Here is a 22,012-nt window from a genome sequence, read left to right on the forward strand (position 1 = left end):
CAACAGAAGGGCTTGCAGCGACACTTGACGAGCCGTTCGACATGGAGGTGCAGCAGTGGTCGCATCGGGGAACATCCGTCTTCGCTCCGCCCGGATCGCCGCCGGGTATCCCTCGCAGCAGGAACTTGCCGACGCGCTCGGCGTCGGGGTCCGGCAGGTACGTCGGTGGGAGTCAGCCACTCCACCCTGGCCGCACCCGGAGCAGGCCCAGGCCCTGATCCGCGTCCTTGGGCAGGATCTGGAGGCGCTGGGGTTCACCCCGCCGGGCGGTGCCCCGGCCCGCCGCACGGTGCTGGGCGTTACGGCGACGACGGTCGGTCTGGCCGCGATGCCATCCCAGGCCGTCGCCGTGCAGCCCGCCACTGCCGCCGACGACTACGAGGCCGTCACCCGCTCACACCGGCGGCTGTACTGGTCGGCCGCCCCGGCCACCCTGCACCCGGCCGCCGTCGCGCACGCCACGCTGGGCTGCGCGCTGCTGCCAGAGACGCACGGGCAGACACGTGCGCGGGTCGCGGCCGCGCTGGCGGAGACCATGCTGCTGGCGGGCCGCATCGAGTTCTTCGACATGCGCGAGCACGACCGCGCCACGCACACCCTGCTCCGCGCGCTCCAGGCCGCCGGCGAAGCCGACGACGCCCTCCTCGGTGCTGCAATCCTGGCGCACACTGCGTTCATCCCGGCCTGGACGGGCGAGCGCGACGCGGCCGTTGAGCGGATGACGGCTGCCCGGACCTACGCCCGCAGGGGCCCGGCGTCGGCCGAGCTGCTGGCGTGGCTGGACGCCGTCGAGGCCGAGTGCGAGACCCGCTGTGGTCACACCCGGACCGCGCTGCACCTGATCGGACACGCGGAGGACGTCCTCGCGCGCGGCGGCGAGCACCCGAGCCCGGAGTGGCTGGACTGGTTCAGCCCCGTCCGGCTCGCGGCGTTCAAGGGCAACGTCCAGCTCAAGGCCGGGCACCTGCCGCAGGCCCGGACGACGCTCCTCGAAGTCTTCGACGCCCTCGATCCGAACGAGGAGAAGCAGACCACGGTCGTGCTTGGCGACTTGGCCGCCGTCGAGGCTGCGGCCGGTGAGCCCGAGGCCGCGTGCGGGTACGCGGTCCGCGCTCTGGAGCAGTTGGAGCGCACCTGGTACGCGACGGGTATGGAGCGGGTGCGAGACGTGAGGCGGGCGCTCGTCCCGCACCAGCACGAGCGGTGCGTCCGGGAGTTGGACGACCGGCTGTACGGCTGGTCGACGACCGTCAGTGCCCTTGCCCGTTGAAGTCGCGGATCGCAGACGGCAGTTCGAGGAGGCTCTCCACCCGGAAGGTGGGGAGCTTCTTCGCGTCCTGGCTGTTCCACTGGATCGTCGCCCACGGGCCACGCCGTACGAGCGCGGTGTGCATGCCGGCCGCGCGGGCGGGCGCGATGTCGTTGTCGACGCGGTCGCCGACATACAGCATCTCGCCGGGCGCGGCCGGAACGACCTCGGCAACGCGGTCGAAGAACTCACGGTCGGGCTTCGAGGCGCCCCAGTCGTCGCTGGTGCCGATGAGGTCGACGTTCGGGGTAAACAACTCGCGCAGGATGCCGCCGGCGCGCACGGTCTGATTCCCGGCGATGCCGAGCCACAGGCCGTCCGCGCGGAGGGCCGCGAGCGCGTCACGGACGTCGGGGTAGAGGTCGTCCTCGTCGAAGTGCTCGGGCTTACCTGCGGCCGCGCGGCGTTCGCGCTCCTTGTAGAGGTCGAAGCCGGTCCGGAACTCCTGGAAGACCTCGCGGTAGTCGCGGCCTTGGGCGATGATGGCGCCGAACATGGCGGCGAAGGTGTGGCGCGGGACGCCGAGCCAGTCGGCCCAGGTGCCGTACTCGGTGGTCTCGTCTACCAGGCACTCGCCAACGTCGAAGATCACAGCGCGAATCATGGGCCGAGGGTAACTGGATCTCAGGGTGCCCAAAAAGAGGCCCCCGTGACTCCATGAGACGCGGGGGCCTGAGGCCTTACGTCACGTGGCCGGAAGGGCGCTGACCCCCACTCCCAGCTTGTCGGCAAGCCAGTCCATGCCCCTTGGGGTGAAGAAGGTCTGCTCAACCATTCTGTAGCCAGCCGCGACGAACTTCACCTCCGCCCGCTTCGCCTGAATGTGCACCTCGTAGGGAATCCGGGGGTTCTGCACCTGGAGGAAGCGGACGTCTTCCTCGCGGAGTCGATCCATGAACTTCGTGCGCCCCAGTCCTCCGGTGGCCTTGTGGAATGCCTTGGCGGCGGAGCCCATGTCTATGAGTCCCTCGGCATCGCAGAAGGCGTCCCACTTGCCTGCCTTCGGCTTGGTGATGGCCAACTCCTGCTTAGTCGTCACCAGTTCACGGGCGGCAGCGAGGTAGCTTTCAGCGAGCTGAAGGACGCCCTCGGGGCTGGTGACGTCCGGCTTCGCGGCAAGTTCTGCCTCGCGGGTCTTGACCGCGAAGTAAGTTTTGGCGGCAGCAACCTCAGGCTTCCGCCCGTCCCCCGCTATGGCAACGTGTTAGGCACCGAACCGGGTGAGGCGGTAATCCGGTGTGACTGTGAGTTAGATCTCTGGCGCAAGAGTGAATGTTCGGCGTGTCGCACGCGTAGACGACGAAATCGGCCCCGCTCTCCCGGAGGAGGGTGGGGCCGATCGGGCTTCACTGAGCCTCTTGTCGTCGCCTCCCGCTCCGGCATGGGAATGCCGGAGCGGGAGGCGCAGCGTCCAGCAAGCGGGGCGAACCTGCGCGGCGCGGCGAGCGGGTCGCTCAGACCTCCGGCGCCGGGTAGGTCGGATACTCCACGCCCGAGACGTGCTGGACGACCCGGACGACCTGGCAGGAGTAGCCGAACTCGTTGTCGTACCAGAGGTAGAGGATCGCGTTGTCCCCGTCGACCTTCAGGGCGCCGCCGTCGACGATCGAGGCGTGGCGCGAGCCGATGAAGTCGCTGGAGACCGCGTCGGGCGCCGTGGTGAAGTCGATCTGGCGCTTGAGCGGCGAGGTCAGCGACACGTCCCGCAGGTACTCGTGCACGTCCTCGCGGGTGGTCTCGCGGGCGAGCCGCAGATTGAGGATGGCGATCGACACGTCCGGCACGGGCACCCGGATCGAGCTGCCGGTGATCGGCGCCTTCAGCTCGGGCAGCGCCTTGGCGACGGCGGAGGCGGCACCGGTCTCGGTGATCACCATGTTCAGCGGCGCGGACCGGCCCCGGCGCTCGGCCTTGTGGTAATTGTCCAGCAGGTTCTGGTCGTTGGTGAAGGAGTGGACCGTCTCCACATGGCCGCGCAGCACCCCGTACTCCTCGTCCATGGCCTTCAGCGGCGGGGCGATCGCGTTGGTGGTGCAGGACGCGCAGGACAGGATGCGCTCGTCCGGCTTGATCGTGTCGTGGTTGACGCCGTGCACGATGTTCGGGACGTCGCCCTTGCCGGGTGCGGTCAGCACGACCTTGTCGATGCCGGGCCGAAGGTGCTTCGACAGGCCCGCACGGTCACGCCAGTTGCCGGTGTTGTCGATGAGGATGGCGTCGCGGATGCCGTACTCGGTGTAGTCCACGGACGACGGGTCGTCGGCGTAGATCACCTTGATCTCGTTGCCGTTGGCGACGATCGTGCTGGCGTCCTCGTCCACCGTGATGGTGCCCTGGAACTGGCCGTGGATCGAGTCGCGGCGCAGCAGCGAGGCCCGCTTGACCAGGTCCCCGGCGGCCTTGGCGCCACCGCCCCGGACGACGACGGCGCGCAGCCGCAGGCCGTTGCCCGAACCGGCCTTCTCGATCAGCAGCCGGGCGACCAGCCGCCCGATGCGGCCGAAGCCGTACAGCACGACGTCGCGCGGCTCGCGGCGCTCGATCTTCTCGGCGCCCGTGGCCCCGGCGACCGCCTCGGCGGTGAACTCCGCCACGCTCAGTCCCCGGTCGTCCGCCTTGTACGTGGCGGCCAGCATGCCGAGGTCGATCTGGGAAGGGCCGAGGTCGAGCGTGGTCAGCGCCTGGAGGAACGGCATCGTCTCGGTGACCGACAGCTCCGCGCCCGCGATCTGCCGGGCGAAGCGGTGGGTCTTGAGGATGCTGACCACCGACTTGTTCACCAGGGAGCGGCTGTGCAGCAGAACGGTCACGTCCTGCTCGCGGTGCAGCTTCCCGATGATCGGGATCATCGACTCCGCGATCTCCTCGCGGTGCTTCCAGTTCGTGAACGAGTCGTCATTGACAGTCACAGATCTATCTTTCGAGCTAGGCGGCGCTCATATGGTAGGCACACCCTACTTTGATCACCAGAGCCCCCTGTCAGGGGGTCCACCGAAGCCCCCGTTCCTGAATCAGGGTGGAAGAGCGCGCGACACCCTGGCCCCGGATTGCACCGCCCGCGCCCCGTGACCATGGTCGGAGCGTGATCACGTCTTCCGCACCCCGGCCCGGAGCGGCCACCGCCCCCGGCCCGCCGCGCCGCCGCGCACTGCCCCGGATCGTCCGCCACCGCGCACCGCACGGCGCCCTCCTCGCCCTCGCGCTCTTCGTCGCGGTCCGCACGGCGGGGATCGCCGCCGTGATCGCCACCAACGCGCTCGCCGACCGCCCCCTGGTGCGCAACCTCGCCCACTCCTGGGACTCGCGCTGGTACCTCCACATCGCCGCCCACGGCTACGGCCGCCTCATCTGGATCACCCCCACCGGGGGAGTGCAGAGCGACTGGGCGTTCTTCCCGCTCTACCCCGCCCTGATCCGGGCCGCCACCGTCGTCCTTCCGCTCACCCCGGCCGCCGCGGCCCTGCTGATCGCCTGGACCGCCGCCGTCGTCGCGGCGTACGGCGTCTACCTCATCGGACACCAGCTGTACGGGCGTGCCACCGCCACCGCCCTCGTCGCGCTGTGGGCCGTGCTGCCGCACGCGGTGGAACTGACCATCGCCTACACCGAGTCCCTCTTCGCCGCCCTGGCCGCCTGGTCCCTGTACTGCGTGCTCAGGGGCCGCTGGCTCTGGGCGGGCGCGCTCGCCCTGGCGGCGGGCCTCGCCCGGCCCACCGGCTTCGCCGTGGCGGTCGCGGTCATCGCCGCCGCCGCGCACCAGCTCTGGCTACGGCGCGGGCAGGTCACCCCCGGCCTGTGGGCGGGCGCCGTGATCGCCCCGCTCGGCTGGCTCGGGCACGTCCTCTGGGTCGGCTGGTGCACCGGCGACCTGACGGGCGGCTACTTCGCCGTACAGGGCGCCTGGGGCTCACGCATCGACTTCGGCGCCGGCGCCGCCCGCTTCGTCGGCGCGCTCCTCGCGCACGGCGGCCAGGTCATCTACCCGGTCGCCCTGGCCATCGTCCTGGTCGGCCTCGTGCTGTTCGGGCTGCTCTGCCTGGAGCGCGCCCCGCTGGCCCTCGTGGTCTTCGCGGGCGTCCTGGTCCTGCTGGTGATCTGCGGCTCCGGCTCCTTCTCCTCCAAGCCCCGCTTCCTGCTGCCGGCCTTCCCGCTCCTCATCCCGGCCGCCCTCGCCCTCGCCCGCACCTGGCGCACCCGCCCCGCCGCGGCCTTCCTGATCGGCGGTGCCCTCGCCGCCGTCTCCGTGCTGTACGGCGCCTACGTGACGGTGCTCGTCCACTCGCCGCTGTGACACGCGCCGGTGCGAAGGCCGGGAAAGCGGGTAGGCGGGGGCTTCGAGGAAAGGACGACCATGACGACCTACGTGATCACCGTGCCCGGCACCTTCACCGCGGACATCGAGGCCGGCACCCGCGCACGCCTCGGGCAGGCGCTGCGGCCCGCCGACCCGCACGGCACCGACCTGGGCAGCGCCGAGGACCTGGACACCCTCAACGTCAACGAGGACGGCACCTTCACCCTGCACCTCACCGTCGAGGCCGACAACAACAAGCACGCCGAGCAGGAGGCCCGCCGCCTCGCGGACGAGGCCCTGCGGACGGCCGGGCTGGACGAGAACACCGCACCGCTCGGGCCCGCCGTGATCACCGGCATCGACTCCCAGGTGCACTGACGGCTCCTGGCGGGCCGCCCCGGACGCCGAAAGCGGCCGAATGGGTAAAATCCAGACAACGGCCCGCCAGGATCACCGCCCACCGGAAGTGAACAGGATCACCGCCCACCGGAAGTGAACGATGTTCCGCAAGCGCTCCACGGACGAAAGCGACGAGCTGCTGGCCAGACTCGGCTCGCTCACCGCCCAGGCGCGTGAGCGCGCGGAACAGCAGCGCAGCCAGGTCGAGCTGGCCATCGCCCTCCAGCGCGGCATGCTCCCGCGCGACCTGCCCAGCCGCCCCGGACTCCATCTCGCGGTGCGCTACGCCCCCGCCAACCAGGGCCTCAACGTGGGCGGCGACTGGTACGACGCCTTCGCCATGCCGGACGGCAGGATCGGCCTCACCATCGGGGACGTCCAGGGCCACAACATCGAGGCCGCCGCCTTCATGGGCCAGGTCCGGGCCGCGCTGCGCGCCCTGGCCTCCGTCACCAGCGAACCCGGCGAACTCCTCGCCCGCACCAACGACCTGCTGCTCACCCTCGGCAGCGACCTCTTCGCCACCTGCACCTTCCTCCGGCTGGACCCCGCCACGGGCGTGCTGGAGAGCGCGCGGGCCGGTCACATCCCCTTCGTCTGGGCCACGGCCGACGGCAAGTCCGGCGTCGTCCACGACATGGGCGGCCCGCCGCTGGGCATCCAGCCCGGCATGGACTACCGCGTCACCCGGCACCGCCTCTCCACCGGCGGCGTCTTCGTGCTGCTCACCGACGGCGTGGTGGAAGGCCCCTCGCTGCACGTCGAGGACGGCCTCGCCCAGGTGGTCCGCCTCGCGGGCATCGCCGCCGTCGCCGGCCTGAAGGTGCACGCGCTCGCCGCGGCCGTGATCAAGGGCGCCGACAGCGTGGGCCACGACGACGACGCGGCCGTACTCGTCGTCGGACACGACGGCCCGAACACCCCGCCACCGCCCGCGCAGCCCCGCGTTAGGCCATAGGCGCCGCTCGCCTCGCCCCGGCCGCCGCACCGGTGTGAGAGTTGCCGGGTGGTGGCTTTCCCAGAAGCGCGTCGACCGGGCGGCCATGCCGCCCTGGTCCTGGCCGTCGCGGTCTGCTACTTCGCGGCCGGCCGGCTCGGCCTGCTCTGCAAGCTCACCGTCGACGGCGCCGTCGTCACCCCCATCTGGCCGCCGACCGGCGTGGCCGTCGCCGCCCTGCTCATCCTCGGGGTGCGGTACTGGCCCGGCGTCACCCTCGGCGCGTACTTCATCGTCCTGTCGCTGGACACGCCGGTGCTCTACTCGCTCGGCTACCTCGTCGGCAACACCCTGGCCCCGCTGGTGGCGGTGGTACTGCTGCGCCGGGCCGGGTTCCGCACCGACCTCAGACGGCTGCGCGACGGGGTCGCCCTGGTGTTCCTGGGCGCGCTGGGCGCCATGCTGGTCAGCTCGACGCTGGGGGTCGCCCTCCTGGTCGCCACCGACCGGATGCCCGCGCACGCCTTCTGGACGGTGTGGCTCGCCTGGTGGGTGGGCGACGCCATGGGCGTCCTGCTCGTCACCCCGCTCCTGCTCCTGCTGAGCCACGCCGGCGGGCCGCTGCCCCGGGCCCGCTGGCTGGAGGCCGCCGCGCTGGCCGTGGTCGCCGCCTGCGTCGTACCGCCCGCCGTCTTCAGCCACTTCAGCCTGCTGTTCCTGGTCTACCCGCTGATCATCTGGGGCGCACTGCGCTTCGAGCTGGTCGGCTCCATGCTCTGCGCGCTGGCCACCTCCGTGCTGGCCGCCGTCGCCGCGAACCACGGGGACGGCGCCTTCCAGGGGCTGAGCCGCGTCGAGATCATGGCCAAGCTCCAGGGCTTCAACGGCACCATGGCGCTGACCGCGCTGCTGCTGTCCGCGGTGATCACCGAACAGTGGCACACCCGGCGCTCCGTGGAGCAGGCGTGCGAGGAACTGGTCGAGGTGCTGGAACACCTCACCGCGGGCGAGGCCCCGCCGCCCCGCCCGGCCCCCGAGACCGACGAACCCCTGCTGCGGCCCGGCGACGACGCGCGGCCCCCGCCCGGCCGGTGAGCCGGCCGGCGTCAGGCGAGGGCGACGGCGGCGGTGACCCGCTTGCCACGGCCCACCGGAATGACCTCCAGGGCGCCGCAGAGCAGGCTCACCAGCCGCAGCCCGTGCCCGCCCACCCGCTCCGGGTCCGGCGGCCGGTGCCGGGGCGGCTCGGGCGAGGCGTCCGTGACGCTGATCCGCAGCGCGGCCGGGTCCGGCACCACCTCCAGCCGCAGCGTGAACGGTCCCGGCGCGTGCTTGAGCGCGTTGGTGACCAGCTCACTGGCGACCAGCTGCGCGTCCTGCACCGTACGCGCCGAGGGCGTGGGGCGGACCCGCGCGAGCAGGTCGGCGACCGCGTTCCTGGCCTCCGGGAGGGACGCGGTCTCGGCGTCCCAGCCGCGGCTGTAGCGCGGCAGGTCCGGCGCGGTCCGCGTCATCGTGTCTGCCATGAGGGGGAGGTCCATGCGGAATCGCCCTTCTCCCGTGGTGGCCGGTTCTGGCCCCTTCGTGCGATCGCGGAGGATCGTCCCTTCTCTGACCCGGCTACCCCCTGTACCGCCGATCAAGGGGCGCCCATCCGTGAATCCCCCGGATGTGTGAGACGGATGTGTGAGGACGCATGCGCGAGGACGGATGCGCAAGGGGCCGCGCACAGAACGACGGGCCCGGAAATCCACGAAAGGGATTTCCGGGCCCGCCCTGGGTACGGCATCGCACCGACTCAGTGTTTGAACGCGTCCTTTGCCTTTTCCTTGGCCTGGCGGGCATCACCCTTCGCGCCTTCCGCGCGGCCCTTGGCCTCCATGCTCTCGTTGCCAGTGGCACGGCCCATGGTCTCCTTGACCTTGCCCTTGAGCTGCTCCGCCTTGGCCTTGCCCTTCTGGTCACCAGCCATGGGGTATTCACATCCCAACGTTTTCGGTGCGTGGTCGACATCCGGATATCCCCACCGCCGTCACCCAAACCAGAAAAGCCGAAATTCATGAACTCCCGCCGGTCCGGCGCGCCCGCCTGCGCCGCACCAGATGCCGGACGACCAGGGCCGCCACCAGAAATCCGGCGGCGATGAGCACATAACGCTGGTAGCGGACGATCTCGTCGTACACGGTCGTGATGTGGCTGCCCGCCACATAGGCCAGCGTGGACCACAGGCCCACCCAGAGGGCCGCGCCGAGCGCGTTGAAGGCCAGGAAACGGTGCCAGGCCATCCCGGTCGTGCCCGCGATGATCCCGTTGGCCTGGCGGAGGCCCTCCACGAACCGGGCCACCGTGACGATCTTGCCGCCGTGGCGCTGGAAGAACGCCTCCGCGGCCTCGAAGCGCTGCGGCGTCAGCAGGATGTACTTGCCCCAGCGCTCCACGAACACCCGGCCGCCGGTGCGGCCGATCAGATAACCCACATTGTCGCCGATCACCGCCGCCGCGAACGCGATGCCCGCCACGGCGACGATGTTCAGCTCGCCCGCACCGGCGTAGACCCCGGCGGCCAGCAGGATCGTCTCGCCCGGCGCGGGCACCCCGAAGTCCTCCAGGAAGACGATCGCGCCGACGGCCCAGTACCCGTACTGGCCGAGCAGCGGGGCCAGCGGTGCCAGCGGGCCGGGCAGGGGAGGCGGCATGGCATCACCGTACGCCGCGCCGCATTCCCGCCCCCACCTTGACCTGCGGGAAGGACGGCCTCAGGGCCGGCCGACCGCGTCCTGGTCGCGCAGCGCCGCCGGGGCGGCCGGCTCCTCGGCCGGCTGCGCCGGGGCCGTGCGGGCCCGGCGCCGCTTCGCGATCGCCATGGCGATCTGGTCGGTGTAGCGCGCGGTCAGCGGGCCGACGACCACCAGGATCAGCACGTACGCCGTCGCCAGCGGGCCCAGCCGGGAGTCGATGCCCGAGGTGACCGCGAGACCGGCGATGACCACCGAGAACTCCCCGCGCGCCACCAGCGTGCCGCCCGCCCGCCAGCGGCCCCGCACCGAGACACCCGCGCGCCGTGCCGCCCAGTAACCCGTGGCGATCTTGGTGAGCGCGGTGACGACCGCCAGGGCGAGCGCGGGCAGCAGCACCGGCGGGATGCTGGCCGGGTCGGTGTGCAGCCCGAAGAACACGAAGAACACGGCCGCGAACAGGTCCCGCAGCGGCGCCAGCAGATTGTGCGCGCCCTCGGCGACCTCGCCGGACAGCGCGATGCCCACCAGGAAGGCGCCGACCGCCGCCGAGACCTGGAGCTGCTGGGCGAGCCCGGCGACCAGCAGGGTGAGACCCAGCACGACCAGCAGCAGCTTCTCCGGGTCGTCGCTGGAGACGAAGCGGGAGATGACCCGGCCGAAGCGCACCGCCAGCAGCAGCACCAGACCGGCCACACCGAGCGCGATGGCGAGCGTGATGCCGCCCGCCACGAAGCCCGTTCCGGCCAGCAGCGCGGTGACCAGCGGGAGGTAGACCGCCATCGACAGGTCCTCCAGCACCAGGATGCTGAGGATCACCGGGGTCTCCCGGTTGCCGATCCGGCCCAGGTCGCCGAGGACCTTGGCGATGACGCCGGAGGAGGAGATCCAGGTGATGCCCGCCAGTACGACGGCGGCGATGGGACCCCAGCCGAGCAGCAGCGCCATCACGGCGCCCGGCACCGCGTTCAGCGCGAAGTCCACCAGACCGGCCGGGTACTGCGTCTTCAGGTTGGAGACGAGGTCACCGGCGGTGTACTCCAGGCCCAGCATGAGCAGCAGCAGGATCACGCCGATCTCGGCGCCGATCGCCACGAACTCCTCACTGGCGCCCAGTGGCAGCAGCCCGCCCTCGCCGAAGGCCAGACCGGCGAGCAGATACAGCGGGATGGGGGAGAAACTGAGCCGCGCGGCGAGCCGGCCGAGCAGGCCGAGGGCCAGGATGATGGCGCCGAACTCGATGAGGAAGACCGCGGAGGAATGCATCCGGATCACTCCCTGCCGAGAATGGCGGCGGCCGCGTCGACGCCCTCGCGGGTGCCGATCACGATGAGCGTGTCACCGCCCGCGAGCCGGAAGCCCGGACCGGGGGAGGGGATGGCGTCGGCGCGGCGGAGCACCGCCACGATCGACACGCCGGTCTCGGTGCGCATCCGGGTGTCGCCGAGCAGCCGCCCGTTCCAGTGCGAGGTGGAGGACAGCGAGATGCGCTCGGCCACCAGGCCCAGCTCGGTCGTCCAGAGCAGGCTGGGGCTCTGGTGCGTCGGCATGAGCGCCCCGGCGACCGCCTCCGCCTCCCCGCCGGTCAACTGCACCGACAGCGCGCACGCGTCGGGGTCGTCCTCGCGGTAGGCGCTCAGCGTCCGTGCCCCGTCGCGGTGGGCCACCACCGAAAGGCGGCGGTGTTCGCGGGTGGTGAGGTCGTACCGGACGCCGATGCCCGGCAACGGCGTCCTACTCGTGCGTGCGGTGCCCATGGCAACCCCCCTGACTCTTTTGACTGTTTCTTGGTGCAACCATTACCGACACCCTAGCTTGACGGTGCATGGCCATACGGAGAGTTTGTCTGGTCAGGGGGGTTATATCGGACTTCTTCTGTCGTTTCAGTGGCAAATATTACGGAGCGTCATGGATGCCCCGTACGCTGCCGTCCGCCGCCGAGGTGTCAGCCGCCGAGGTTGCCCTGCCGGGCGTCGCGCCACAGGTCGACCCCGCCGTCCGTGGCGTACTTGTCGATCTCGGCCAGCTCCTCGGCGCTGAAGTCCAGGTTCGCAAGGGCCGCCACGTTCTGCTCCAGCTGCTCGGTGCGCGAGGCGCCGATCACCAGCGAGGTCACTCGCTCGTCGCGCAGCGCCCAGGCCAGCGCCATCTGGGCCAGGCTCTGCCCACGCCGGGCCGCGATGTCGTTCAGCGCGCGCAGCCGGTCCCGCATGTCCTCGGTCAGCCAGGACTGGTCGAACGACTTGCCCGCGGCCGCCCGCGAGTCCTGCGGCACCCCGTCCAGGTAGCGGCCCGTCAGCAGGCCCTGCGCCAGCGCCGTGAAGCCGATGACACCGAACCCCTCCTCCTCGGCCACGTCCAGCAGGCCCTCGGTCTCGATCCAGCGGTTGAGCATGCTGTACGACGGCTGGTGGATCAGCATCGGCGTGCCCAGCTCGCGCAGGATGGCCGCGGCCTGCCGGGTGCGCTCCGCGTCGTAGGAGGAGATGCCTACGTAGAGCGCCTTGCCCTGGCGTACGGCGGTGTCGAGCGCGCCCATCGTCTCCTCCAACGGCGTGCTCGCGTCCAGCCGGTGGGAGTAGAAGATGTCCACATAGTCCTCGCAAGGGAGACCTGTCGCAGCTAGCATCCCCCCATGCCCTTCGCGCCGGAATACCTGCACCTCGTCTTCCCACACGTCACGTTCGAGAGCTTGCTCTACGGGCGAAACAGTGACGACGCCACCAGCGATGGAGACGCAGTCGAGGATCAACTCGAAAGCGGACGTATCCTGTCCGCGCAGCACAACTGGCACGTAAGACGCGAGTTCAAAGACACGGGCATCTCAGCCAGTAGGCACGCGCGCAAGGCCCGCGGCGACTTTGAAGAACTTCTCGAATTCATCGCCGAGGAGGCGGTCCCCGTGGGGCGGCGTCGCATCGTGGTGGCCTACGAAGCCAGTAGGTACTACCGCAACCTCGACACCTACGTCCGTCTCCGCGCCGCCTGCATCGCCACTCACACACTGCTCTGCTACAACGGCCAGGTGTACGACCTCTCCCGCCGCGACGACCGGAAGATTACAGCTCAGCACGCCATCGATGCCGAAGACGAAGCTGAGGGCATCCGAGACCGGAATCTGCGCACAGCCCGCCGCACAGCTCAGGCAGGCTTGCCACACGGAAAGAGTCAGTTCGGCTACACCCGGCAGTACAAGAAGGTCAAGGGGCGAAGGCGCTGCATTGGGCAGGCTGAAGACTCACGCGGCCAGTACGTCGTCAAAGCCATGCAGGGAATCGACGAACAGCACTCCCTCAAGTCCGTCGTCCGGTGGCTCAACGCGACACCAGAGGCCGCGCGACCCGACGGGAAAGAGTGGACGACGCAGACCGCCCGGTACATGCTGCTCAACAGGGCATACCTGGGCGAGCGACTAGTCGACGGCCAGTACGTTGCCGCAAGTTGGCCCGCCCTCAAGGGGCTTGACACTCCGGCCGGAAGAGCCATGTTCCATCGAGTGACTGCCATCCTGACGAGCCCGGACCGAAGTCACAGCCGAGGATCAGACGTCGCCCACCTCCTGTCCCACATCGGACTGTGCGGAGAATGCGGCGACCACGCCGTGCTGGAGTTCTTCCCGCGCACGGGACGAAGCGGGGGAGCCATGGTGTGCAAGGAAAAACACGACACCTTGATCAAAGAGGCGGTGATTGACGCCTTCGTTGAACAGGCCGTCCTCGCCTGGTTTGGCGCCAAGGAAGCCGCCCGCGCTGCACTCATCCCCAACGATGAAAAGATCGCCGAGATGGCAAGCGCCGCGCTGAGGCTGGTCAACAGCTATGAGGAGCAGCTCAGCGAAGCGCGCCGGCTGGCTGGAGAGTTCGACGAAGAGACCGGCTCCTTCAAGCTTTCGGCAGTCTCCCTGGGCTCCATGGAGGCCAAGATCCAACCCAAGCTGGATGCGGCCAGGAAGAAGCTCCGGACTCACACTGGCGTTTCACCGTCCATGCGCCGACTGCTGGACGCGGACGACCTGGAGTTGGTTTGGAACGGTCGAGATGCGGCTGAGGGCAAGCCGGCTGTGCTTGGACTCTCTCTTGAACAGAAGCGAGAAGTGATCCGAGCCGTGGTAACTGTGCGACTGTTCAAAGCGCAGAACCGGGGTTCATGGAAGCTGGATGAAAGCCGTATCCGGTTGTCGTTCGTGGGGGAGCCGGGTTTCAGGGCGCAACGCCTCCGTGTTCCCGCGCCCGAGCCCGTTCGTCTTGCTGTTTCGGGAACTGAATGAGGTTGCCCGGCTGACGGCTGGGAGCGAACTTGCCCCCGCTGAACATCAGCACCGTCGCCTCCATGGTCTCCGAGACGAGTTCGGCTCGCTGCTCCTCGAACTCGGCTGCCAGCGCGTCACGTTCGGTCTTGAGCCTGGCAACGAGGCTCGCGCGTTCGGCGGCCATCTCGCGGCTGATGCGGACCTGCTCTCCTGACAGGGCTGCCAGTGCGGCCAGATAGCGGTCCTTGCGGTCCTGCGCTTCACGCTGGGCGGCGGCTAGAGCCCGACGTTCCTCTGCCGTATTGGTCACCCAGCGATGGATGAGGACGAGGGCAATCGCGGAGAGGCCGGCGAGGGCGAGGAAGCCGCCGCCCAGGGTGTGGGGGGTGCTGCCGATGTCGATGCCGTGGTAGATGAGGATGCTGCCGCCGAGCGCTGTGGTGGCGCCTACTGCGGTCGTGTTCCGGGCACCGTTCGTGAGATTCATTCCAACCCCCGCGAGTCACATTTGTGCTGATGCTCCTCCGCGTTCGGGGCGGTCTGACGCGTCGTTGTCCTGCAGGCGCTTCAGTCGCTCAGCGGTTGCTACGAGAAGCTGTTGTCCGACCTCATCCAGTCCCAGCCGCTGGGCGGCTTCTTCAATCGTGAAGTTTGATCGTACCTGCGACCGATCCGTTTCGGACAGTGATCGGAGGGACTCGTGTGACAAAACGCCACCCTCCACAAGCAAAGTCCCAAGGTCGATGCCGGTGACCTCGCTGATCGCAGCGTAGAACCGGGCGTCTGGCAAGGATGTTCCTTGCCATAGGCGGGTGACACTGCTGTCGGTCATGCCGGTGTCTTTGGAGAAGCGGCTCTTGGCTCCGAAGCCGGTGTAGCCGGCGCGTTCGGCGGCGGGCACGACGATGGCGGCGAATCGCTGTGCGCGTGTGGGGGTTGGCTCGGTCATGTCCGCAAACTTTACCTCCCTAGTTAGGGAGTAGCTACTAATTCCCTCGCTCGCAAGGGTCTCTATCCGGTCACTGACCTGCGCTGATGCTGGCCAAAGCCTTACTCGAATGGGCGTTCGAGGCAATTCAGACTGAACTAACTTCCCACCTTCCCTTGCTAGGGAGGGTGGTTGCGTGCAAAACTCTCCCTCGTGAGCAAGGAATCGGCTTCCACCAGCGACGACCCCTGCCAACCCCCACCCGAAGGAGGTGACTACGTGTTCCGCCTCGACGTAACCAAGCTCCTCGAAGCCACCACCGCCCACGGCGACCGAACCGGCGCAGCCATCTACCGGCGCACGGGAATCGCCGAATCATCCGTCTATCGCATCCTCAACGGCGAAACCCAGCCTGACCTGAACTCGGCCATGCGACTCGCCGAGACCTACGGCATCGACCTCCGCGACGTCATCAAGCGAGTCCCCATCCAGGCCGCCGCATGACCCGCGAACAACGCCTCGCCATCCTCGGGCCGGCCACCGTCGCCAAGATCCACGCCCGAGTCGCCGAAGCCCCGGAACCCAGCGACGTCGTCGTCGACGCCCTCCGCCGCATCATGACCAACCCTGGCGGCCAGGTTCCCGCCACTCCCTCAGTACCGGCGCCTCGCGCCGCCTGACCCCTGACATGCCGAAGGGCCGCCCTCCTTGCCCGGCTGACGGCCCCCGATCGGCAATCCCCACCACTGTGGAAGTGAGGCCCCGATGGGCACATCATCGCAGATCCGCAGCGTGATTCCGCTGCACCAGTCCCCGCAGGCGCACGTGTACGTCGACCGTGACGGTGACACCTGGGTCGGTACTGGCTGGACGGACGGCGGCGATCTGCTGCTCGCCTGCCCGAAGCCGCTCAACCCGGCCGACGCCGGGGAGGGCGAGTCGTTCCCGTGGACGCTGGCGCAGGTGCGTCAGGCGTTCGGTCCGCTGACCGAGGCGGTTGCCGTCCCGGAGATGGTGCGTGCGGAGGACGTGGAGGAGCAGGCGCTCGCCGCGGTGGACGCGCGGATGGTCGCGGAGTTCGGGCCGGTGATGGCGGACTGGTCTCCGCAGCAGCGGGACGCGTACCTGGGCGAGATCGCCGCCGTGCACGCGCAGTTCGCCCCGCAGGGGGTGGCGGCATGACCTGCCAGTCGTCCCCGTCCGAGGTTGCCGCTTACGCGGCTGCCGCGACCGCCTTGTACGCGGTGACGGTGCTCCCGCTGATGCGGCTGGCCCGCGCCGACCACCTCACCCCCCGCTGGGTGCGCGCCCTACCGACCACCATCGCGGGCCTCCTGCTCCTCCTCACCATCGGAGTGACCTCGTGAACCACTCGAAGAAGCCCGGCATGTCGTTCAGCCTCGGCACGAACCACCTGCACGGCGTGCTGCGGGTCGACGCCATCCGCGTCGACACCCTCGTGCAGCTCGTCCAGCACTGGGCCGAGCCGGAGTCCCGCAACGACATCATCGCCGCCCTCGACGAACTCGCCGACGTGGTGACCAGCCCCCGCCGTGAGGGCGCCCTCGACACCGCCCTGGAGCAGGTCGAGGACGCGGCCGCCATGGACACCGCACAGATCGAGGTCGGCGGGCATGACACCCGCCGGCTGCTGGAGGAGCTGACGGCGGTGGCGTCGCGGACGGGCCGGTTCAACCCGGAGCAGGTTCCCAGCCAGCGTGAGGAGAACGCGGCATGAGGCCCGCCGATCACTCCGAGTACATCGTGCAGTGCATCCGCGAGGGCGGGTTTATGTACGAGGACGACGCCCGCCAGTTCCTCGCCGAGCACGACACCCACCTCCGTGACGAGCGTGACATGGAGATCGTCCGCTGGCTGGGGAAGAAGGCCCGCGAGTACCGGGCCACCGGCGGACGGCAGAACGCGGACCGCGCGGACACGCTCGAACTGATGGCGTCGAAGATCACGCGGGGCGCCGTCCGCCCCAACAACGTGATGCTGCCCGCCGGAGTCCAGCCGACGTTCTTCGAGCCCGGCCGAACGTACACCGAGAACGCCCCGTTCCGGGCTCCAGAGGGCCGCGCCAACTTCCAGTGCGTGGCTGTCGCCACCCACCCCACTACCGGCACGCGCCGCGCTCTCGGCTTCGAGCAGCCTGGGGCGGGAGGCCGCTGGAGTTCCTCGTCAATGCGGGACGAGGAATGGGCAGACGGTTGGGTCGAGATCACCGAGGGCGGTGAGTCCCGGTGACGCGGCCGATCTCCCACCTTGACGTGCCGCTGCCCGTGCTGGAAGCCGGGGCCCGGTTGCACGACCTGCTCGCAGCCCCGCCCGCCGGCCACACCCCGGTGCCGCAGCCCCGCGACTGGTACGAGCGGGTCTTCGACGCCATGGCCTGCGCCCACCCCGAGACGTGCAGCGACTGCGAGGGGGGCGCCCAGTGAGCCGCCAGCAGGTCAGGTCCCTCGTTTGCGACAAGCCGGAGTGCACTGCCCAATTCGGCAAGGGACTGGGCACCGAGGGCGAGCTACGGCAGGCCGCACGCCAAGCCGGGTGGAAGCGGACACCCGGCAACCGGGACTACTGCCCCGACTGCAACCCCTGGCCCGGCCTCGCCGCATGGGCTCTCGCACGGAACGGAGGTGTCGCGTGAACGCCCGGCAGACCATCGAAGACCTGTGGGACCGGGCCACACCGGTCGGCCCACTCCTCGGCGCCTACCGCGACCAGGTGCTGGCCGAAGCCGCCACGACTCCCCAGAGCCCCGAGCCGCTCAACCCGCGTGTTGCCCAGCTCCTCGAAGCGATCCGCACCCACCGCGGCGAATGGACCACCAAGAAAGTCCAGCAGGTCTACCGCGCCCTCAACATCCCGGCCCCGCTTCGGACGACTGCCCGCAAAGACCTCACCACCCTCCACGCCATGGGCCACCTAACTCTCCACGACACCGACCCCGGCCGCCACTACTACACCCTCCGCACACGACAGGAGCGCACGGCGTGACCCAGCCGAAGCACGCACGGGACACCGACAACGGCCGCTACTACAGCGACCCCGCCGGCGGCCCCGACCTCGTCTCCGTCACCAACGTCCTCAACACCTCGGTCAATAAGACCCGCTCGCTCATGCCGTGGGCCGTCAAGCTCACCCTGGAGTGGATCTTCGACCACCGCATGGAAGTTGCCCGCCGTGCTCTCACCGACCGCGAGGCACTCACCAAGCAGCTCAAGCAGATCCACATCGACGCACGAGACACCGCCGCCGACCTCGGCACCCTCATCCACAAGGCCGCCGAACATCGTTTCCTCGGAGCACCGTTCGCCGTCGAGAAGGCAGTCGCCCCCTACCTCGCCCAACTCGAAGCGTTCCTCGGGTTCTGGGGCGTCGACATCGACAAGCACGTCGAAGCCGCCGAGATCACCTGCCTGCACCGCCGTCTCGGCTACGCCGGCACCGCGGACCTCATGATCTGGCTGCCCACCGGACCGGGGCGCTCCCTGGAGCTGTGGCTGATCGACTTCAAGACGTCGGCCACCCGCTCCGCGAAGGACGTCTACCCGGAGAACACCCAGCAGCTTGCCGCCCTGCGCTACTGCGAGACGGTCCTCCTCCCGGACGACAGCGAACAGCCCATGCCGCACATCCAGCGGACCGGCGTCCTCAACCTCCGCGCCAAGTCCCACGCCCTCGTCGAGATGCCCGCCGGCCGTGACGCCCACAAGGCGTTCCGCGGCGCCCTCATCAACGCGCTGTGGCACCACGACGCGCCGTCCTCGTACCCCGCACTCCTCGCCCCGGACCAGCCCGTCCCGGCCCGGTGGCGCAACTTCCGAAAGGTGGCCTGACCCATGGGCTCCCGACTCCGCAACATCCAGGCCCGTGCCGCCGAGCACGGCCGTCTCCGCACCGGCTACACCCAGGGCACCCGGCCCATGCGGTCCGCAACCTGGGTCGTCACCTCCCACTCGGAGGAGCACGTCCAGACCGCCGCTGGCCTGTGGGGCGGCGAGCCGGAACAGTGGTCGCCGCTCAACAGCACGATCCCGCAGTGGCGGGTCATCACCAAGGCGTCGTCCATCGAGGCGCTCATCACCCCCGGCGACCCGCTCAACCAGTACAACGAGATGTGGTCCAAGGGCGGATGCCAGCGCCGCTGCGACGGCGAGACCGAACTGATCTCCCGACAAGCCTGCCTGTGCGCGGCCCGGTTCGGTGAGGACTGGCACCTCCAGAAGAAGGGCACCGTCTGCTCCACCACCAGCCGCCTCAACGTGATGCTGCCCGACCTGTCCGGGATGGGCATGTGGCGGGCAGAGACCCACTCCTTCTACGCCGCGCAGGAGTGGGGCGGCATGGTCGACATGATCCTCTCCGGCACCAACGGGAAGGGCTTCATCCCCGTCACGCTGCGGATCGAGCCCCGGCAGCGGGTCGCTAACGGGGAGACGAAGAAGTTCCCCGTCGTCGTGGTCGAGCTGCGCGGGGTCACGCCGCGGCAGGCGCTGGCCGGGCCGATGAACGCGACGACGGCCCTGAACCCCGGCTCAGCCGGGCAGGCGGTGGCCGCGATCGAGGCGCCGCGCCCGGACTACCTGGCGGACGCACAGGCGGCGCTCACGGTCGATGACGTGCAGGACGTGTACCGGGACGCGCACGCGGCCGGACACCTCACCGACGACCTAATCGCGGCGCTGAAGACACGCGCGGACGAGGTCAAGGCAGAGACCACCAAGGAGCCCGTCCCGGACGAGGACGGCGCCTACCCGGCCGAAGTCGTCGGCTGACAACCCCAAGCAAGGGGCAGCCCCGTATCCGAATTACGGGGCTGCCCCGCCCAAGGAGACCACAGACATGACCGAGCAGACCACAGCCCCACCCTGGTACTTGGGCCGCATGGCCGGCTTCGACACGGAGACGACGGGCATCGACGTCGAGCGGGACCGGATCATCACCGCCTGCGTCGTCCAGGTCCGCGCGGGCCTGCCGCTGGCCGCGGCGAACTGGCTCGCGGACCCCGGCGTGGACATTCCGGAGGCCGCGGCCCGCGTCCACGGCATCACCTCGGAGAAGGCCCGCGCGGAGGGCCGTCCGGCGGGTGAGGTCATCGAGCAGGTGATCGCCGCGCTCGCTGCGGTGGTCTTGTCGGAGATCCCGATCGTCGCGATGAACGCCAGCTTCGACCTGACGATGTTGGACCGCGAGGCCCGACGGTATGGCGTGCAGCCGCTCACCGACATTGTCGGCTCCGACATGCGGGTCGTGGACCCGCGTGTTCTCGACAAGCACGTCGACCAGTTCCGGCGCGGGGGCCGCACCCTCACCGACCTATGCCGCCACTGGCAAGTCCCCCTCGACGCCGCGCACACCGCCGACGCGGACGCTGTCGCTGCATGCCGGGTGGCGTGGCGGATCGCTTCTACGCACGGCGAGATCGGCAAGGCGTCGCTGACGGATCTGCATCAGTGGCAGACCGAATGGGCCCGCGAGCAGGCCGAATCCCTGGCCGCCTACTTCCGTTCCACGCCCGGCAAGGAGCACCAGGCCGACAGCGTGCGCCCCGAGTGGCCCTACATCCCGCACCAGCGTGGAGGCACCCAGTGAAACTCCCCTTCGTCACCCGCGCCCGCTACGAGAAGGCGCTCGCTGAGATCGACGGCCTACGCCGTCGCGTCCTCGACACCGAGGCCCGGCACGACCAGGCCGAGGGCGAGCGTCGCCGCATCGCCAGCCAATACGTGTCGCTGGAGGAGCAGTACACGAACACGGTGATCGTCAACGCCTGCCTGACCGACGACCTCGCCAAAGCCAAGGCCCGACTGGCTGAGTACGGGGGCCGCCGCACGGTGCCGGACGTGTTGGAAGAGCACGACGTTCACCGCAAGGCACTCGCTGACACGCTCGGCGATCAGAAGCTGCACCTCAACTGGGATCAGCTCATCGCCGAAGTCGCCCGCCTGAACGGCGCGGCTGTGGCGTGGATGGCCGACCACGACCGAGAGAAGCGTCGCGCGGACGGGTTGCAGAAGCAGCTCGATGACGCCCTCGGCCTGAACACCACGGAAGTCGCCGAGGGCTCGAAGTGGCAGGCCCGCCGCGAGTCGAAGCTGAGGTGGGACAAGTGACCTGGCCCTTCGGAACCGACGCCATCGTGGACCACCCGCTGACCCTGCTCCGCGTCCCCGTCGTCTCCAGCTTCAACCCCCGCTGGCACTACGTCGCCGCCTACCTCGGCACCCCCACGGAAACCGGCACCCACTTCGACCCGCCCTGGCCGTTCGCCAGCGTGGAACAGCCCAACAGTCGCGAAGCCCACATGCTCGCCTCGTTCATCCGCGAGTACATCCAGCACTGGTTCAACGACAGCTACCAGGCGAAGCTCGCTCAGCGCCCCCTGGACGTGGCCTCCGGCTACCCAACACGGGTGTTCATCAAGTACGGCGAGGACGACTGGGGCTACCGGATCACGACCTGGACGTCCGGACCAGCATTCGTACCTGGCCCGCCCGACTCTCCCTCCCCCGAGGACGCCATTCGGCTGCCGCTGGAGCAGGTCATGGACAAGGTCCACACGATCGGCGGCAAGCCCATGCAGCACTGGCTGGAGTGGAAGGCCGCCCACCCCGAGGTTTTCAGGGGGGAGGCGTCATGACCCGCGAAGCCGTCCTCGCCCTGCCGCAGCCGTTGCGGTGGCTGTTCCAGCTCGTCTGGCCGACCGGCCTGCACCGCCCCCACGCCGCGATCTGCGGGCAGCAGTTCGTGCACTGCCCGGACTGCGGTGTCGACACCGCCGCCAGTGTTCACGGCGACCTCATCCGCTGCGCAGAGGGCCACATCGTGCAGGTGATCGCGTGAACGTCGACACGACCACCCTCATGAACGCCTGCGTGGCTAGCGCGTTCGTCGGCGCCCTCATCCTCGCCGGCGGGGCCGTCACCCTCCTGGTGCGCGTGATCTTCGCGGTTGTCCGCTGGCTGCGTCGCAAGCCGACCTCTCCCGCGCCGCTGCCGACCGCGCCCGTCATCACCGCGCCCGCCGTCGACACCGAACCCGGCTGTGATCTCGCCCTCCGCGACGAGTGCGAACTCCTCTACGCCATGCCCGCATGGACCGGCCTCGACCGACTCCGCGACGCCATCCGCAACGACCAGCAGGAGAACTGAC

31 protein-coding genes and 1 pseudogene are annotated in these 22,012 nt (G+C 69.6%); 21 read left to right on the plus strand and 11 right to left on the minus strand.

All coding sequences use genetic code 11. The features are described from left to right. The first annotated feature begins 55 nt into the window (after nt 1-55). Nucleotides 56-1,270, plus strand: a complete 1,215-nt coding sequence (locus tag ACIGA3_RS28180) for a helix-turn-helix domain-containing protein (protein ID WP_399721012.1) — start codon at nt 56-58, stop codon at nt 1,268-1,270. On the opposite strand, the gene ACIGA3_RS28185 is transcribed toward ACIGA3_RS28180, so the two are convergent. The 3 genes from ACIGA3_RS28185 to ACIGA3_RS28195 all read right to left on the minus strand — a co-directional run bounded on the left by ACIGA3_RS28185 (nt 1,251) and on the right by ACIGA3_RS28195 (nt 4,218). Continuing rightward, nucleotides 1,251-1,913, minus strand: a complete 663-nt coding sequence (locus tag ACIGA3_RS28185; protein ID WP_399721014.1) for an HAD family hydrolase — start codon at nt 1,911-1,913, stop codon at nt 1,251-1,253. The two genes, ACIGA3_RS28180 and ACIGA3_RS28185, sit on opposite strands and share 20 nt — an antisense overlap. Nucleotides 1,914-1,994: 81 nt before the next feature. Next, complete coding sequence (locus tag ACIGA3_RS28190; RefSeq protein ID WP_399721016.1) at nt 1,995-2,348, minus strand: phage antirepressor KilAC domain-containing protein; 354 nt, start codon at nt 2,346-2,348, stop codon at nt 1,995-1,997. Nucleotides 2,349-2,763: 415 nt separating this feature from the next. Then, on the minus strand, nt 2,764-4,218 hold the full coding sequence (locus ACIGA3_RS28195) for a glyceraldehyde-3-phosphate dehydrogenase (protein WP_399721018.1): 1,455 nt from the start codon (nt 4,216-4,218) through the stop codon (nt 2,764-2,766). Nucleotides 4,219-4,391: 173 nt separating this feature from the next. Between ACIGA3_RS28195 and ACIGA3_RS28200 the strand changes: the two genes are divergently transcribed. The 4 genes from ACIGA3_RS28200 to ACIGA3_RS28215 all read left to right on the plus strand — a co-directional run bounded on the left by ACIGA3_RS28200 (nt 4,392) and on the right by ACIGA3_RS28215 (nt 8,034). Then, complete coding sequence (locus tag ACIGA3_RS28200; RefSeq protein WP_399721019.1) at nt 4,392-5,600, plus strand: hypothetical protein; 1,209 nt, start codon at nt 4,392-4,394, stop codon at nt 5,598-5,600. Between the two features lie 60 nt (nt 5,601-5,660). Further along, nucleotides 5,661-5,981, plus strand: a complete 321-nt coding sequence (locus ACIGA3_RS28205; RefSeq protein WP_399721021.1) for a hypothetical protein — start codon at nt 5,661-5,663, stop codon at nt 5,979-5,981. 121 nt (nt 5,982-6,102) lie between these two features. Beyond that, nucleotides 6,103-6,960: a PP2C family protein-serine/threonine phosphatase gene (locus tag ACIGA3_RS28210; protein WP_399721023.1), complete on the plus strand. Its 858-nt coding sequence runs from the start codon at nt 6,103-6,105 to the stop codon at nt 6,958-6,960. A gap of 48 nt (nt 6,961-7,008) precedes the next feature. Beyond that, the gene (locus tag ACIGA3_RS28215; RefSeq protein WP_399721025.1) at nt 7,009-8,034 is read left to right on the plus strand and encodes an MASE1 domain-containing protein; all 1,026 of its coding nucleotides are present in this window, start codon (nt 7,009-7,011) and stop codon (nt 8,032-8,034) included. Nucleotides 8,035-8,045: 11 nt separating this feature from the next. On the opposite strand, the gene ACIGA3_RS28220 is transcribed toward ACIGA3_RS28215, so the two are convergent. The 6 genes and pseudogenes from ACIGA3_RS28220 to ACIGA3_RS28245 form a co-directional block, all read right to left on the minus strand. Continuing rightward, entirely contained in the window at nt 8,046-8,465 is a 420-nt protein-coding gene (locus tag ACIGA3_RS28220) for an ATP-binding protein (RefSeq protein WP_399721027.1), read from the minus strand. Nucleotides 8,466-8,737: 272 nt separating this feature from the next. Further along, a complete protein-coding gene (locus ACIGA3_RS28225; RefSeq protein ID WP_399721028.1) occupies nt 8,738-8,911 on the minus strand; it encodes a CsbD family protein in 174 nt (57 codons plus the stop codon). Between the two features lie 85 nt (nt 8,912-8,996). After that, nucleotides 8,997-9,635 carry a DedA family protein gene (locus tag ACIGA3_RS28230; protein WP_399721030.1) on the minus strand — a complete coding sequence of 213 codons (639 nt, stop codon included), beginning with the start codon at nt 9,633-9,635 and terminating at the stop codon, nt 8,997-8,999. 60 nt (nt 9,636-9,695) lie between these two features. Continuing rightward, complete coding sequence (locus ACIGA3_RS28235) at nt 9,696-10,940, minus strand: cation:proton antiporter (RefSeq protein WP_399721031.1); 1,245 nt, start codon at nt 10,938-10,940, stop codon at nt 9,696-9,698. 5 nt (nt 10,941-10,945) lie between these two features. After that, a complete protein-coding gene (locus ACIGA3_RS28240; RefSeq protein ID WP_399721033.1) occupies nt 10,946-11,431 on the minus strand; it encodes a cation:proton antiporter regulatory subunit in 486 nt (161 codons plus the stop codon). Nucleotides 11,432-11,619: 188 nt separating this feature from the next. Continuing rightward, nucleotides 11,620-12,273 (minus strand): annotated as a pseudogene (locus tag ACIGA3_RS28245) (aldo/keto reductase); the annotation flags it as partial. Between the two features lie 36 nt (nt 12,274-12,309). Between ACIGA3_RS28245 and ACIGA3_RS28250 the strand changes: the two are divergent. After that, complete coding sequence (locus tag ACIGA3_RS28250; protein ID WP_399721035.1) at nt 12,310-13,941, plus strand: recombinase family protein; 1,632 nt, start codon at nt 12,310-12,312, stop codon at nt 13,939-13,941. Here ACIGA3_RS28250 and ACIGA3_RS28255 read toward each other — a convergent pair. Both ACIGA3_RS28255 and ACIGA3_RS28260 read right to left on the minus strand, forming a co-directional pair. Further along, nucleotides 13,874-14,410, minus strand: coding sequence for a hypothetical protein (locus ACIGA3_RS28255; protein ID WP_399721036.1), 537 nt, complete (start codon nt 14,408-14,410; stop codon nt 13,874-13,876). The two genes, ACIGA3_RS28250 and ACIGA3_RS28255, sit on opposite strands and share 68 nt — an antisense overlap. A gap of 15 nt (nt 14,411-14,425) precedes the next feature. Then, nucleotides 14,426-14,872, minus strand: coding sequence for a hypothetical protein (locus tag ACIGA3_RS28260; protein ID WP_399721038.1), 447 nt, complete (start codon nt 14,870-14,872; stop codon nt 14,426-14,428). A 192-nt stretch (nt 14,873-15,064) separates the two neighbouring features. Here ACIGA3_RS28260 and ACIGA3_RS28265 point away from each other — a divergent pair, with 192 nt between their 5' ends. The 15 genes from ACIGA3_RS28265 to ACIGA3_RS28335 all read left to right on the plus strand — a co-directional run bounded on the left by ACIGA3_RS28265 (nt 15,065) and on the right by ACIGA3_RS28335 (nt 22,011). Further along, entirely contained in the window at nt 15,065-15,355 is a 291-nt protein-coding gene (locus ACIGA3_RS28265) for a helix-turn-helix transcriptional regulator (protein WP_346267339.1), read from the plus strand. Further along, nucleotides 15,352-15,531 (plus strand): hypothetical protein, encoded by a 180-nt coding sequence (locus ACIGA3_RS28270; RefSeq protein WP_399721040.1) that lies wholly within the window; start codon nt 15,352-15,354, stop codon nt 15,529-15,531. The genes ACIGA3_RS28265 and ACIGA3_RS28270 overlap by 4 nt, the downstream gene beginning before the upstream one ends. An 85-nt stretch (nt 15,532-15,616) precedes the next feature. Further along, nucleotides 15,617-16,033, plus strand: coding sequence for a hypothetical protein (locus ACIGA3_RS28275; RefSeq protein ID WP_399721041.1), 417 nt, complete (start codon nt 15,617-15,619; stop codon nt 16,031-16,033). Next, entirely contained in the window at nt 16,030-16,218 is a 189-nt protein-coding gene (locus ACIGA3_RS28280) for a hypothetical protein (RefSeq protein ID WP_399721043.1), read from the plus strand. The genes ACIGA3_RS28275 and ACIGA3_RS28280 overlap by 4 nt, the downstream gene beginning before the upstream one ends. After that, complete coding sequence (locus tag ACIGA3_RS28285) at nt 16,215-16,589, plus strand: hypothetical protein (protein ID WP_399721045.1); 375 nt, start codon at nt 16,215-16,217, stop codon at nt 16,587-16,589. Before ACIGA3_RS28280 ends, ACIGA3_RS28285 begins: the two co-directional genes overlap by 4 nt. Then, the gene (locus ACIGA3_RS28290) at nt 16,586-17,101 is read left to right on the plus strand and encodes a hypothetical protein (protein WP_399721046.1); all 516 of its coding nucleotides are present in this window, start codon (nt 16,586-16,588) and stop codon (nt 17,099-17,101) included. The genes ACIGA3_RS28285 and ACIGA3_RS28290 overlap by 4 nt, the downstream gene beginning before the upstream one ends. Next, the gene (locus ACIGA3_RS28295; protein WP_399721047.1) at nt 17,098-17,295 is read left to right on the plus strand and encodes a hypothetical protein; all 198 of its coding nucleotides are present in this window, start codon (nt 17,098-17,100) and stop codon (nt 17,293-17,295) included. Before ACIGA3_RS28290 ends, ACIGA3_RS28295 begins: the two co-directional genes overlap by 4 nt. A 205-nt stretch (nt 17,296-17,500) precedes the next feature. Next, nucleotides 17,501-17,854: a hypothetical protein gene (locus ACIGA3_RS28300; protein ID WP_399721048.1), complete on the plus strand. Its 354-nt coding sequence runs from the start codon at nt 17,501-17,503 to the stop codon at nt 17,852-17,854. Next, nucleotides 17,851-18,696, plus strand: a complete 846-nt coding sequence (locus tag ACIGA3_RS28305) for a hypothetical protein (RefSeq protein WP_399721049.1) — start codon at nt 17,851-17,853, stop codon at nt 18,694-18,696. Before ACIGA3_RS28300 ends, ACIGA3_RS28305 begins: the two co-directional genes overlap by 4 nt. 3 nt (nt 18,697-18,699) lie before the next feature. Further along, on the plus strand, nt 18,700-19,635 hold the full coding sequence (locus ACIGA3_RS28310) for a hypothetical protein (RefSeq protein WP_399721051.1): 936 nt from the start codon (nt 18,700-18,702) through the stop codon (nt 19,633-19,635). Nucleotides 19,636-19,702: 67 nt separating this feature from the next. Further along, nucleotides 19,703-20,452: an exonuclease domain-containing protein gene (locus ACIGA3_RS28315; RefSeq protein ID WP_399721053.1), complete on the plus strand. Its 750-nt coding sequence runs from the start codon at nt 19,703-19,705 to the stop codon at nt 20,450-20,452. After that, nucleotides 20,449-20,973, plus strand: a complete 525-nt coding sequence (locus tag ACIGA3_RS28320) for a hypothetical protein (protein ID WP_399721054.1) — start codon at nt 20,449-20,451, stop codon at nt 20,971-20,973. Before ACIGA3_RS28315 ends, ACIGA3_RS28320 begins: the two co-directional genes overlap by 4 nt. Further along, on the plus strand, nt 20,970-21,500 hold the full coding sequence (locus ACIGA3_RS28325) for a hypothetical protein (RefSeq protein ID WP_399721056.1): 531 nt from the start codon (nt 20,970-20,972) through the stop codon (nt 21,498-21,500). The genes ACIGA3_RS28320 and ACIGA3_RS28325 overlap by 4 nt, the downstream gene beginning before the upstream one ends. Beyond that, nucleotides 21,497-21,703, plus strand: a complete 207-nt coding sequence (locus ACIGA3_RS28330; RefSeq protein ID WP_399721057.1) for a hypothetical protein — start codon at nt 21,497-21,499, stop codon at nt 21,701-21,703. Before ACIGA3_RS28325 ends, ACIGA3_RS28330 begins: the two co-directional genes overlap by 4 nt. Then, a complete protein-coding gene (locus ACIGA3_RS28335; protein ID WP_399721059.1) occupies nt 21,700-22,011 on the plus strand; it encodes a hypothetical protein in 312 nt (103 codons plus the stop codon). Before ACIGA3_RS28330 ends, ACIGA3_RS28335 begins: the two co-directional genes overlap by 4 nt. Nucleotide 22,012 lies beyond the last annotated feature (1 nt).

Source organism: Streptomyces sp. NPDC085596 (assembly GCF_044541565.1).
GTDB lineage: Bacteria > Actinomycetota > Actinomycetes > Streptomycetales > Streptomycetaceae > Streptomyces.

What these genes read in the sequence shown, in the direction of transcription:
- ACIGA3_RS28290 (WP_399721046.1), top strand. Translation starts at nt 16,586, where the DNA reads ATGAGGCCCGCCGATCACTCCGAGTACATCGTGCAGTGCATCCGCGAG.
- ACIGA3_RS28210 (WP_399721023.1), top strand. Translation starts at nt 6,103, where the DNA reads ATGTTCCGCAAGCGCTCCACGGACGAAAGCGACGAGCTGCTGGCCAGA.
- ACIGA3_RS28235 (WP_399721031.1), bottom strand. Translation starts at nt 10,940, where the DNA reads ATGCATTCCTCCGCGGTCTTCCTCATCGAGTTCGGCGCCATCATCCTG.
- ACIGA3_RS28250 (WP_399721035.1), top strand. Translation starts at nt 12,310, where the DNA reads ATGCCCTTCGCGCCGGAATACCTGCACCTCGTCTTCCCACACGTCACG.
- ACIGA3_RS28315 (WP_399721053.1), top strand. Translation starts at nt 19,703, where the DNA reads ATGACCGAGCAGACCACAGCCCCACCCTGGTACTTGGGCCGCATGGCC.
- ACIGA3_RS28260 (WP_399721038.1), bottom strand. Translation starts at nt 14,872, where the DNA reads ATGACCGAGCCAACCCCCACACGCGCACAGCGATTCGCCGCCATCGTC.
- ACIGA3_RS28310 (WP_399721051.1), top strand. Translation starts at nt 18,700, where the DNA reads ATGGGCTCCCGACTCCGCAACATCCAGGCCCGTGCCGCCGAGCACGGC.
- ACIGA3_RS28220 (WP_399721027.1), bottom strand. Translation starts at nt 8,465, where the DNA reads ATGGCAGACACGATGACGCGGACCGCGCCGGACCTGCCGCGCTACAGC.
- ACIGA3_RS28225 (WP_399721028.1), bottom strand. Translation starts at nt 8,911, where the DNA reads ATGGCTGGTGACCAGAAGGGCAAGGCCAAGGCGGAGCAGCTCAAGGGC.
- ACIGA3_RS28205 (WP_399721021.1), top strand. Translation starts at nt 5,661, where the DNA reads ATGACGACCTACGTGATCACCGTGCCCGGCACCTTCACCGCGGACATC.
- ACIGA3_RS28330 (WP_399721057.1), top strand. Translation starts at nt 21,497, where the DNA reads ATGACCCGCGAAGCCGTCCTCGCCCTGCCGCAGCCGTTGCGGTGGCTG.
- ACIGA3_RS28240 (WP_399721033.1), bottom strand. Translation starts at nt 11,431, where the DNA reads ATGGGCACCGCACGCACGAGTAGGACGCCGTTGCCGGGCATCGGCGTC.
- ACIGA3_RS28185 (WP_399721014.1), bottom strand. Translation starts at nt 1,913, where the DNA reads ATGATTCGCGCTGTGATCTTCGACGTTGGCGAGTGCCTGGTAGACGAG.
- ACIGA3_RS28280 (WP_399721043.1), top strand. Translation starts at nt 16,030, where the DNA reads ATGACCTGCCAGTCGTCCCCGTCCGAGGTTGCCGCTTACGCGGCTGCC.
- ACIGA3_RS28255 (WP_399721036.1), bottom strand. Translation starts at nt 14,410, where the DNA reads ATGAATCTCACGAACGGTGCCCGGAACACGACCGCAGTAGGCGCCACC.
- ACIGA3_RS28230 (WP_399721030.1), bottom strand. Translation starts at nt 9,635, where the DNA reads ATGCCGCCTCCCCTGCCCGGCCCGCTGGCACCGCTGGCCCCGCTGCTC.
- ACIGA3_RS28275 (WP_399721041.1), top strand. Translation starts at nt 15,617, where the DNA reads ATGGGCACATCATCGCAGATCCGCAGCGTGATTCCGCTGCACCAGTCC.
- ACIGA3_RS28270 (WP_399721040.1), top strand. Translation starts at nt 15,352, where the DNA reads ATGACCCGCGAACAACGCCTCGCCATCCTCGGGCCGGCCACCGTCGCC.